This is a genomic window from Pseudomonas sp. KT_2_4 (assembly GCF_041410225.1).
GTDB lineage: Bacteria > Pseudomonadota > Gammaproteobacteria > Pseudomonadales > Pseudomonadaceae > Aquipseudomonas > Aquipseudomonas paracarnis.
In genome coordinates this window covers 5,438,629-5,449,927 of the sequence record NZ_CP166962.1, presented here as the reverse complement: position 1 = coordinate 5,449,927, position 11,299 = coordinate 5,438,629, and the positions used below count along the sequence as shown (strand labels likewise).

At 61.1% G+C, this 11,299-nt stretch carries 10 protein-coding genes; 6 read left to right on the top strand and 4 right to left on the bottom strand.

Annotated features, from left to right (window positions below; all coding sequences use genetic code 11):
* Window positions 1-150: 150 nt before the first annotated feature.
* Window positions 151-267 (bottom strand): cytochrome c oxidase subunit CcoM, encoded by a 117-nt coding sequence (gene ccoM, locus AB9N64_RS25050; RefSeq protein WP_019817835.1) that lies wholly within the window; start codon window positions 265-267, stop codon window positions 151-153.
* 143 nt (window positions 268-410) lie between these two features.
* Window positions 411-572 carry a hypothetical protein gene (locus AB9N64_RS25045; protein ID WP_005785860.1) on the bottom strand — a complete coding sequence of 54 codons (162 nt, stop codon included), beginning with the start codon at window positions 570-572 and terminating at the stop codon, window positions 411-413.
* A 133-nt stretch (window positions 573-705) separates the two neighbouring features.
* Here AB9N64_RS25045 and AB9N64_RS25040 point away from each other — a divergent pair, with 133 nt between their 5' ends.
* The 3 genes from AB9N64_RS25040 to AB9N64_RS25030 all read left to right on the top strand — a co-directional run bounded on the left by AB9N64_RS25040 (window position 706) and on the right by AB9N64_RS25030 (window position 3,318).
* Window positions 706-1,578, top strand: coding sequence for a LysR substrate-binding domain-containing protein (locus AB9N64_RS25040; RefSeq protein ID WP_371359752.1), 873 nt, complete (start codon window positions 706-708; stop codon window positions 1,576-1,578).
* A gap of 91 nt (window positions 1,579-1,669) precedes the next feature.
* Window positions 1,670-2,140: a RidA family protein gene (locus tag AB9N64_RS25035; RefSeq protein WP_371359751.1), complete on the top strand. Its 471-nt coding sequence runs from the start codon at window positions 1,670-1,672 to the stop codon at window positions 2,138-2,140.
* On the top strand, window positions 2,137-3,318 hold the full coding sequence (locus AB9N64_RS25030; protein WP_201915515.1) for an aminotransferase class V-fold PLP-dependent enzyme: 1,182 nt from the start codon (window positions 2,137-2,139) through the stop codon (window positions 3,316-3,318). The genes AB9N64_RS25035 and AB9N64_RS25030 overlap by 4 nt, the downstream gene beginning before the upstream one ends.
* Here AB9N64_RS25030 and AB9N64_RS25025 read toward each other — a convergent pair.
* Window positions 3,315-3,656 carry a hypothetical protein gene (locus tag AB9N64_RS25025; protein WP_014717286.1) on the bottom strand — a complete coding sequence of 114 codons (342 nt, stop codon included), beginning with the start codon at window positions 3,654-3,656 and terminating at the stop codon, window positions 3,315-3,317. The genes AB9N64_RS25030 and AB9N64_RS25025 overlap by 4 nt on opposite strands.
* Before the next feature lie 219 nt (window positions 3,657-3,875).
* Between AB9N64_RS25025 and rapA the strand changes: the two genes are divergently transcribed.
* The gene (rapA, locus tag AB9N64_RS25020; RefSeq protein WP_073453862.1) at window positions 3,876-6,722 is read left to right on the top strand and encodes an RNA polymerase-associated protein RapA; all 2,847 of its coding nucleotides are present in this window, start codon (window positions 3,876-3,878) and stop codon (window positions 6,720-6,722) included.
* Window positions 6,723-6,888: 166 nt separating this feature from the next.
* On the opposite strand, the gene AB9N64_RS25015 is transcribed toward rapA, so the two are convergent.
* Entirely contained in the window at window positions 6,889-8,235 is a 1,347-nt protein-coding gene (locus AB9N64_RS25015) for an MFS transporter (protein ID WP_014717284.1), read from the bottom strand.
* Between the two features lie 252 nt (window positions 8,236-8,487).
* Between AB9N64_RS25015 and AB9N64_RS25010 the strand changes: the two genes are divergently transcribed.
* The gene (locus AB9N64_RS25010) at window positions 8,488-8,856 is read left to right on the top strand and encodes a YkgJ family cysteine cluster protein (protein ID WP_014717283.1); all 369 of its coding nucleotides are present in this window, start codon (window positions 8,488-8,490) and stop codon (window positions 8,854-8,856) included.
* Window positions 8,857-8,995: 139 nt separating this feature from the next.
* Window positions 8,996-11,257, top strand: coding sequence for a putative bifunctional diguanylate cyclase/phosphodiesterase (locus AB9N64_RS25005; RefSeq protein WP_371359750.1), 2,262 nt, complete (start codon window positions 8,996-8,998; stop codon window positions 11,255-11,257).
* Window positions 11,258-11,299 lie beyond the last annotated feature (42 nt).

Below are 11,299 nucleotides of genomic sequence, written 5' to 3'. Positions count from 1 at the left end.
TGATCGTTCGTTCCCACGCTCTGCGTGGGAATGCCGCCGCGGACGCTCCGCGTCTCACTGGCGCACGGGTGACGCGGAGCGTCACAGCCAAAAAAAAGGGCGACCGAAGTCGCCCAAAATGCCTTGCGTGCTCATATAACCCGGAAAGACTTAAGGTTTTTTACGCTTGTTCGCGTCTTTCCAGATAAAAAATCCAAACCCTACAAAAAACAGCACCATGAGGCTAACAGTCAGCACTCCGGCAAAAACCACATTATCGAAAAACATGACCGGCCTCCTGCACTTGCCCTGTTGCGATAGGGCTAAGTTAATAGAGAAGGCACAGTGGGAAATTGACCAGGATCAATGTCGCCCACAACGGGGCGTAAAGAAGGGGAATAACTGACCTGCATCAATAGAGGCGGGACGTTTCAACGTTTTTTCGGCTTGTTCTTCGACTTCTTCTTGGGCTTGCCCAAGGGCATGGCTTGCTCAAAGGCTTGGCGCACTTCATTCAGGCGCTTGTCATTAAGGTCGTGAACGCGCTTGGCACGTTCGGCGTTCAGGTCGATCAGCTTGTCGTCATCACTCATGGCTTGGCTTACGTCGTGGCGAGAATGCCTCAATAATGCGGCCTGCCCCGCCCGACGGCAATTAAGCGGGCGACAAAATGCAGGCCATCGACCAAAATCGGCACTTTCTACCCTGCCCAGGAGGTGCATCCAGGTGGCCTTGCACAACGACCTTCCACCGCTGCTGGCCCTGCGCGCCTTCGAGGCCGTGGCACGGCACTTGAGTTTTATCAAGGCGGCTAACGAGTTGTCGGTGACCCAAAGTGCGCTGAGCCACCAGGTACATAAGCTCGAGCACCACTTGGGCAAGCCGCTGTTTATCCGGCGAACCCGTGCGATCGACCTGACGTTGGCCGGGCAAGATTACTACGCGCAAATACGCCCTGCCCTGGACGCCATCGCCGCTGCAACACGCAGCCAGCGGGGAGCGCCGTGCGCCAGTGTATTGCGTATCGGCTTGCTGGCGTCCTTTGCCACGCTGTGGCTGGCGCCGCGCCTGGCCGAGTTTCTACAGCGCCACCCGCATATCCAGGTGGAATTGCTGCCCGCGATTCAATTGGCCAACGTCGCCACGGCCGAAGTTGACTTGGCCATCCGCTACGGCAAGGGCGACTGGCCCGACGTGCTCGCCACACGCCTGATGACCGAAACCCTGTCACCGGTATGCAGCCCGGCGTTCAAGGCCAGGCAGGTCGCCACAGGCCCGTTGTTGATGGCGACCTCGCACCGCCCTTTCGAGTGGACCGATTGGTCCGCCCATTACCAGATCAACCTCGATCATCACCCCCGCGTGATGTTGCATGACTACAACATCGTGGTCGAAGCGAGCGTGGCCGGCCAGGGTATCGCCATGGGCCGCCATCGCCTGATTGAACGCAGGCTCCACGACGGCAGCCTGGTGGAGGCCTTTGACAGGCCGCCCTATCACAGCGACATCGGCTATTGGCTGATCGCCCCTCAGGGTCCGCTCAGTGAGGCGGCTGAATGCTTCAGTCAGTGGTTGAAGCAAGCGTGCGCCGACGCGTGAGTTTTTTAGATACGTCGGTTGAGATCTATCCGTTTGTCGCCCCTCGCCACCACCAACATGCTGGAACCTTCTGACACCAGAGGATTCCACCATGACTGACTCCATCCGCCAGCGCGTACGCGCCCTCGGCCTGACACTGCCTACGCACAGCCAACCCGCAGCCAACTACATCAATCATGTGATCAGCCAACACCAGCTGTTCATCTCGGGACAAATTCCCATGATCGATGGCAAACCAGCCTACATTGGCCGGCTGGGCGATTCTCTCAGCGATGAAGATGGCGCCCAAGCGGCGGAATTGGCAGCGCTGGGCCTGCTGGGGCAATTAAGCGATGCGCTCGGCGATGACCTGTCGCGGGTGGTGCGCATCCTTCGCCTGGGCGTGTTCATTGCCAGCAGCGCCGACTTCCAGCGCCAAAGCCTGGTCGCCAATGGCGCTTCGAACCTGCTGGTCAACGCCCTCGGCGACAAGGGCCGGCACGTGCGCACCGCCGTAGGTGTTTGCAGTCTGCCGGCTGGTGTCGCCGTGGAAGTGGACGCCATTTTCGAGCTGCAGCCATGAGCCCGCTGCAAATCCAGCACTTGCGAGAAGCCACGCCCGGTTGCCAGTCCGGCCTCGTGCACTTCAATCATGCTGGAGCCTCCTTGCCCAGCCAGGCGACGCTCGACGCCATCATCGAACAGCTGCAACGCGAAGCCCGCGACGGCCCGATGGAGGCCGGAGAACAGGGTGCCATCTTAGTGGAAAAGGCCCGCCGCGCCGCTGGGCAGTTGCTCAATGCGCCCGCCTCAGCGATTGCCTTCGCCAGCAGTGGCTCGACGGCCTGGAGCATGGCCTTCCAGGCGCTGGGGCCCTGGCAGCCGGGTGATCGAATTCTGGTGGGGCGCCACGAATGGGGCGGTAATCTGGCGAGCATGGAACTGGCCATTCAAGCCGGGGCGCGGGTGGAGGTCATCCCGTGCGATGCCAGCGGCGCGGCCTGCCCGGTGGCGTTGGAGGCGATGCTGGATGCCAAGGTGAAGCTGATCGACCTCACCTGGCTGCCGGCCAACGGTGGCTTGATCAACCCGGCCCAGGCCATCGGCGATGTGGCCAGGCGGCATGCCATCCCCTACTTCATCGACGCGGGCCAAGCCGTCGGCCAACTGCCGGTGGATGTGCAAGCGTTGCAGTGCGATGTGCTCAAGTCTGCCGGCCGCAAACACCTGCGCGGGCCTCGCGGTACCGCGCTGCTGTATATCAGGCCGGATTTTCTGCCGCATCTGAACCCGGCCCAACGCGACGTGTTTTCAGCGCCCTGGACCGCCGAAGGCTTCGACCTGCGCAACGACGCCCGGCGCTTTGAAACCAGCGAAGTCTCTTTCGCCCTGCTGGCCGGCCTGGGCAATGCGTTGCACGAGATCAATCAACTGGGGATTGAGCGGGTATGGCAAAGAGTCTTGCAGACCAGCGCGCGAATCCGCGAAGCACTGCGTCAGATACCGGGGATCAGCTTGCACGACTTGGGCAACACGCATTCAGGCTTGATCGCGTTCAACCTGGCCGGCTGGGATAGTTTTGAACTCAAACAACGCCTGGGGGTAAAGCGCATCAACATCGGCGCCAATGGCGTGGCCTACACCCCGCTGGACATGCAAGCACGTGGGTTGAGCAGCGTTGCGCGCATCTCCGTCAGCCCGCTCAACACCGATGACGATATTGAGCTGCTGGTGAAGGCCCTGCGCGAACTGAACGGTTAGACCTCGATATCCACCCACAGGCCCTGGCGCGGCGCGTCTTCGATCAGCGGCGCCACGGGCACGGTGTTGTCAGCGTTGAGCAAGTCGCCGGGAATCGGCAAATGCTGCTCCGCGTCGTCGTCGGCTTCGCGCCGGCGTTTCTGCTGCTCCTGCTGGCGACGCTGCTCTTCGCGCAGCAGAAAGGTCGATTGCTCGGCATCGCCTTTTTTCAGGTCGATCGTGCTCTCGTTGGAGCCCGGTTGAACGGGCACCACCGGCGGAATATCCGGCTTCTGGCGTGCCGGGTCGAGTTGCGACGTGACCGGCACAACACTGACGGGCAGCATGGGTGGCAGCATGATAATTATTCTCCTGATCAACAGGCTGTCGGCGGGTGGCAGGGCGACTTGAGCACCCGCGTGCCAAGCTGTGACTCAGTCGACACTCTCAAGTGCCCGCCACCCGTCGATTCAATTTCCGCCTGCCCGTACAAACAGCGTAGTTTTTGTCAGAGTTCTTGGGCGCCGGGCCGTGTTCCGTTAACATAGTCGGCTTTTTCACGGCGGGAGTCAGGCAGCATGGCGCAGCAGTATCAACCGGGGCAACGCTGGATTAGTGACAGCGAAGCAGAGCTGGGGTTAGGCACCGTTCTGGCACAGGACGGCCGCTTGTTGACCGTGCTCTATCCGGCCACTGGCGACACTCGCCAGTATGCGCTACGGAATGCGCCCCTTACTCGCGTGAGGTTTTCGCCGGGTGACACCATCACCCATTTCGAAGGCTGGAAAATGACCGTACAGGAAGTCGACGACGTCGATGGCCTGCTGGTCTACCACGGCCTCAATGGGCAGAACGAGCAGGTCACCCTGCCGGAAACCCAACTGTCCAACTTTATCCAGTTCCGCCTGGCCAGTGACCGTCTGTTCGCCGGGCAGATTGACCCGCTGGCGTGGTTCTCGCTGCGCTACCACACCCTGGAACACACCAGCCGCCAGTTGCAGTCCTCGCTGTGGGGCCTGGGTGGCGTACGCGCCCAACCGATTGCCCACCAACTGCACATCGCCCGCGAAGTCGCGGACCGTATCGCGCCACGGGTGTTGCTGGCGGACGAAGTGGGCCTGGGCAAGACCATCGAAGCGGGCCTGGTGATCCATCGCCAACTGCTTTCGGGCCGTGCCAGCCGCGTACTGATCCTGGTTCCGGAAAACCTGCAGCACCAATGGCTGGTGGAAATGCGCCGCCGCTTCAACCTGCAGGTTGCGCTGTTCGATGAAGAGCGCTTTATCGAAAGCGATGCCACCAACCCGTTCGAAGACACCCAGCTTGCACTCGTTGCGCTGGAATGGCTGGTGGACGACGAGAAGGCCCAGGACGCGCTGTTCGCCGCCGGCTGGGACTTGCTGGTGGTCGACGAAGCCCACCATCTGGTGTGGCACGAAGACAAGGCCAGCGCCGAATACTCGCTGGTCGAACAACTGGCCGAAGTGATTCCTGGCGTGCTGCTGCTGACCGCCACCCCGGAACAACTGGGCCAGGACAGCCATTTTGCGCGCCTGCGCCTGCTGGACCCGAACCGCTTCCACGATCTGCAAGCCTTCCGCGCCGAGAGCGAAAACTATCGCCCGGTGGCCGAAGCCGTGCAGGAGCTGCTGGACAAGGGCCGCCTGTCGCCAACCGCGCACAAGACCATTCAAGGCTTCCTCGGTGACGAAGGTGAAGCCCTGCTCACCGCCGTCAACGATGGCGACAGCGAAGCCAGTGCCCGCCTGGTGCGTGAACTGCTCGACCGCCACGGTACCGGCCGCGTACTGTTCCGCAACACCCGCGCCGCCGTGCAAGGCTTCCCCGAGCGCAAGCTGCACGCCTACCCGCTGCCCAACCCGGACGAATACCTCGAACTGCCACTGGGCGAACACGCCGAGCTGTACCCGGAAGTCAGCTTCCAGGCGCAACCGGACATCGAGGAAGAGAACCGCTGGTGGCGTTTCGACCCACGGGTCGAGTGGCTGATCGACCAGTTGAAAATGCTCAAGCGCACCAAGGTCCTGGTGATCTGCGCCCACGCCGAAACCGCCATGGACCTGGAAGACGCCCTGCGCGTGCGCTCCGGCATCCCGGCCACGGTGTTCCACGAGGGCATGAACATCCTGGAGCGTGACCGCGCCGCTGCCTATTTTGCCGATGAAGAGTTCGGTGCCCAGGTGCTGATCTGCTCGGAAATCGGCAGTGAAGGCCGCAACTTCCAGTTTTCCCATCACCTGGTGCTGTTCGACCTGCCGTCCCACCCCGACCTGCTGGAACAGCGCATCGGGCGCCTGGACCGGATCGGCCAGAAACACGTGATCGAACTGCACGTGCCGTACCTGGAAACCAGCCCGCAAGAACGCCTTTTCCAGTGGTACCACGAAGCGCTCAATGCCTTCCTCAACACCTGCCCGACCGGCAACGCCTTGCAGCATCAGTTCGGCCCGCGCCTGCTGCCCTTGCTGGAAGCCGCCGATGACGGCGAGTGGCAAGCCCTGATCGACGAAGCCCGTGCCGAGCGCGAGCGCCTGGAGCAGGAGCTGCACACCGGTCGTGACCGTTTGCTCGAACTCAATTCCGGCGGCGCCGGCGAAGGCGATGCCCTGGTCGAGGACATCCTCGAACAAGACGACCAGTTCGCCCTGCCGATCTACATGGAAACCCTGTTCGACGCGTTCGGCATCGACAGCGAAGACCATTCGGAAAACGCGCTGATCCTCAAGCCCAGCGAAAAAATGCTCGACGCCAGCTTCCCCCTGGGCGACGACGAAGGTGTGACCATTACCTACGACCGTAACCAGGCGCTGTCGCGCGAAGACATGCAGTTCATCACCTGGGAACACCCGATGGTGCAGGGCGGCATGGACCTGGTGCTGTCCGGTTCCATGGGCAACACCGCCGTGGCGCTGATCAAGAACAAGGCGCTCAAGCCAGGCACCGTATTGCTTGAACTGCTGTATGTCAGCGAAGTGGTCGCCCCGCGCTCCCTGCAACTGGGCCGCTACCTGCCACCGGCCGCCTTGCGCTGCCTGCTGGATGCCAACGGCAATGATTTGTCGGGCCGCGTGTCGTTCGTGACCTTGAATGACCAGCTGGAAAGCGTGCCACGGGCCAGCGCAAACAAATTCGTGCAGGCGCAGCGCGACCAACTCACCCCGCGCATCAACGCCGGTGAAGAGAAGATCGCCCCGCGTCACGCCGAGCGTGTCGCCGAAGCCAAGCGTCGCCTCGCGGCAGATACTGACGAAGAGCTGGCGCGCCTGACCGCGTTGCAAGCGGTCAACCCGACCGTGCGTGACAGCGAGCTGGTCGCCTTGCGCAACCAGCGCGAGCAAGGCCTGGCCATGCTCGATAAAGCGGCACTGCGACTGGAAGCGATTCGGGTGCTGGTGGCAGGTTGATAAACCGCTGAACGTAAAAGGCCCGCTTAGTGCGGGCCTTTTTAGAGATCGTTCCCACGCTCTGTGTGGGAATGCATCATGTGACGCTCTGCGTCACGACTTTAAAGCGGACGCAGAGCGTCCAGAGCGGCGTTCCCACGCAGAGCATGGGAACGATCACTCGGTCTCACGCCGTTACCGCAGTTGCCGGCACCTCAACCGCACTCAACCCTTCCTTCATCCGCTTGGCATCACGCACAAAACTGCGCGAGGCCTGGAACAGAAAAAGCATGGTCAAGAACAGCGCCACCGGAATCAGGTACATGGCGTCATGCAAGCCCACCGCTTTATAAGCCTCGGTCATCTGCTGCGCCCCGGCCGCATACATCGCCGAATGGGCAAAGTGATCGGACAGCGCCCCAACCACCACCGGCCCCATGCCACCGCCGAGCAAATACAGCCCAGCAAAGAACAGCGCCATCGCCGTCGCGCGCAAACGCGGTTCGACCACGTCCTGGATCGCGGTATACACGCAGGTATAGAAGTTGTAGGCAAACAACCAGCCCACACTGAACAGCGCGACAAATACTCCGATTTCGACGCGCCCGGCATGCAATGCCCAGGCGGTGGTGCCCGTGGAGATGATCAAGCTGAAGGCGGCAAACAACAATCGACCATTGGCGACCCGCTGATGAATCTTGTCGGCAATCCAGCCGCCCAGCGTCAGGCCCACCAAGCCGGTCAGGCCGACAATGACGCCCGTCGCGACGGCCGCGTCCTGCAACGGCATGAGGAAATAGCGTTGCAGCATCGGCACCAGGAATGAGTTGCACGCATAGGTGGCAAAGTTAAAGCACAGCCCGGCCAGCACCAGCCACAGGAAGGTCGGCACGGCCAGCACGCGGCGGATCGGGCGGTCGACGCGCTCCTGGGAGACCTGCACGGTTTCCGCCGCGCCGCGCTTGGGTTCTTTTATGTAGAACATAAACACCGCCAGGATCAGCCCCGGCACCGCTGCGATAAAGAAGGGCGCGCGCCAGCTGTCGAACGCCTTGACCATCGCACCGATGGTAAAGAACGCCAGCAACAGGCCCAACGGCAGGCCAAGCATGAAAATCCCCATGGCTCGGGCACGGCGGTGGGCGGGAAAGAGGTCGCCAATCAGCGAATTGGCCGCGGGTGCATAGCTGGCTTCGCCGATGCCAATGCCCATGCGCACCAGCAGGAAGGTCCAGAAACTGCCGACCATGCCGTTAACCGCCGTCAGCCCGCTCCAGGCGAACAAGCCCCAGCCCATCAACTTGCTGCGTGAGCCGGTGTCGGCCAGGCGCCCGAGCGGTAGCCCGGCAATGGCGTAGACGATGGTAAAGGCGGTGCCGATGATACCGAGCTGAAAGTCGCTCAAGTGCCATTCCATGCGGATCGGCTCGATGATAATCGCGGGGATGGTGCGATCGAAGAAGTTGAACAGGTTGGCCAGGAACAGCAGGAACAGAATGCGCCAGGCATTCGCCGCTTGGGTCGAGTTCTGCATGGGTCCGTCTCTTTTATTGTTATGAGAGCTGTGATGCCCGATGCATCCTGCCCGGTACCTGCAACATAGTCAGGTAAGGCGGGGTTGTCTGTAATGATTCGTAAAGCTGATAGGGCATGATTTCAGCCGGCAACACGGGGATTTGTCCCACGAAAATATAAGTGCGTACCCCCCTTCCCAACGGCCATGGCACGGATAGAATGGCGAGCCTTCCTGTAACACCCCCACCCTACTTTCTTATTGATGACGCCCATGTCCGAAGCCAGTCCGTGTCTGAATTGCGGTGCCTGCTGTTCACACTTTCGCGTGTCCTTCTTTTGGGGTGAGTGCGCCTCGTCCGGGGGCACGGTGCCCGATGACCTGGTGGTGCAGATCAACCCCAGCCGCGTGGCGATGATCGGCACCGACCGCAAACCGGCACGGTGTTGCAGCCTTGAAGGTGAAGTCGGACAGGCCACCAGCTGCTCAATTTATGAGCAGCGCTCCAGCGTGTGTCGCGAGTTCGAGGCGTCCTGGAGCCAGGGCGTGCAAAATGTCGATTGCGACGCCGCCCGTGCCGCATTCGGCCTGGCCCCGTTGGAGGCCCCGCACTTCGAACTCGACCTGCCCATCAGCGCTTAGCACCAAACGCTATGGACGGCATATCAAAATAATTTGAGATCAAAACGCCATTACTCATGGCAAATCTCGATAGACTTCTATACTCGACCTCATAGGTCATCGCCGCTGGCAGTGACATGGCTCTGTGACGGGATAAGCTATGGAATGGCTGGGGCAGCATTTTTTTACCGACCTTCCAGACAGCGGGCATTTATTGCTCAACTGCAGTCATAACCCGTTTCTGGTGCTGCTGGCGTACCTGGTCGCCTGCGCGGCGGGTTTCGGTACCCTGGACATGGCCGAACGTGTGGGCCATGTCGAAGACCCCACCGCCCGCCGCCATTGGCGCTGGCTGGGTGCCGGTTGCCTGGCAGGCGGCATCTGGTCGACCCACTTCATCAGCATGCTGGCCTTCCAGGCCCCCATCGCCATTCACTACGAACTGATCATGACGTTCGCCTCGCTGCTGATCGCCCTGATCGCCTCGTTGCTTGCCATGCAGACCCTCAGTCATACCCACCTGCGCTTTCATCAGTACCTGGTGGCTTCGGTGTGGATGGGGCTGGGTATCGCGTTGATGCACTACGTGGGCATGTCAGCCATGCGCTCCCAGGCCCAGGTGTACTTCGAAACACGGCTGTTTTTGGCCTCGGTGGCGATTGCCATGGGCGCCAGCCTGGCCGCATTGTTGCTGTCCAATTACCTGCGCAACGGTGCCGGCGTGTTTCACCAACTGCTCAAATACGCCGCCAGCCTGGTGCTGGGCGCCGGGATTCTGAGCATGCACTTCACCGGCATGGCGGCTATGCAAATGCTGGTGCCCAGTGGCGCGGATCTTTCGTTACCGGCGGATAACAACCCGATTCAACTGGGCCTGTCGGTCGCCATGATCACCTTGCTGGTAATCGGCAGCAGCATCAGCGCAGCCCTGGCCGACAAGAAGTTGCAACACAAGGAGCGTGACCTGCGTCGGGTCAACGCGCTGCTCAGCGAACTCGACCAGGCCCGCGCTTCGCTGCAACAAGTGGCCCACTTCGACGCACTGACCAGCCTGCTTAACCGCCGTGGTTTCAATCAGATCTTTGCGGAAAAAGTCGCGGAAAAAACCCGCAGCCAAGGCATGCTGGCGGTGATCTTCCTTGATATCGACCATTTCAAGCGTATCAACGACAGCCTGGGCCATGACGCGGGCGACCAGTTGCTCACAGTGCTCGCCGGGCATATCAAGGGCTCGATACGCAGCCATGAAGATGTAGTGGCACGCTTTGGCGGCGATGAGTTCTGCATCCTGGTCAATATTCATCACCGCGACGAAGCCCGGCACATGGCCCAGCGCATCATGCAGAAGATGAAAGAGCCCATCGAACTGGCCGGCCGACGCATGGTGATGACCACCAGTATCGGTATCAGCCTGTTCCCCGAGGACGGCCACACCTGCGAAGAGCTGCTGAAAACCGCCGACCTGGCGCTGTACCAATCCAAGGATGCGGGGCGCAATTGTTTGAACTTCTTCAGTTCCAACCTTAAAACCCGTGCCTTTCTTGAGCTGCAACTGGAAGAAGAACTGCGCGCCGCCTTGCGTACGCGCAGCCAGCTGGTGCTGTTTTATCAACCGATCTTTGACATGAAACTGGGCAAGGTCACACGCCTGGAAGCCCTGGTGCGCTGGCAGCACCCCCAACACGGGCTACTGGCCCCGGACCGCTTTATCGGCATCGCCGAGAACAACGGACTGATCGCCGAGCTGGACCACTGGGTATTGCGTCAGGCCTGTCACGACCTGAGCCTGTTGTCTGACCGGGGCTACACCGAGCTGATCATGGCCGTGAATTGCTCGGCGCTGAACCTGGCGCGTGACGAACTGGCCGATGAAATCGAAGACGCCCTGCGCTTCGCCGGCATAGGCACCAACCGCCTGGAACTGGAAGTCACTGAAAACGCGTTGATGGGCAACATCAGCAGTACCTTGGCGCTGTTGCGGCAGATCCGCGCCCTGGGTGTGTCGCTGGCCATCGATGACTTCGGCACCGGCTATTCGTCGCTGGCTTACCTCAAGCGCTTGCCGCTCAACACTTTGAAGATCGACCGCTCGTTTATCCAGGACATCCCCAAGTCCACCGCAGACAGTGAAATTGTCCAGGCGATTATTGGCATGGCCCACACCCTGCACTTGCAGGTGGTCACCGAGGGCGTGGAAACCCAGGCGCAGTTCGAGCTGCTGCTCAAGCATGGCTGCGACTACATCCAGGGCTACCTGCTCAGCCCGGCGGTGCCTTTCGATGACATCATCGGCGTGATGCAGGGCATTGCCATGCGCAATCCGTTATATCTGCCAAGCGTGGAAGGCAACGACGCTGCGCAGCCAAAAGACCCGGCGCCAGGGCGTATCGGCTCGCCTTCTATTGTCAGGCCGATTCGCTGAGACCCGGGCACGGGGAGTGGTGGTGTGATCGTTGCTTCTCTT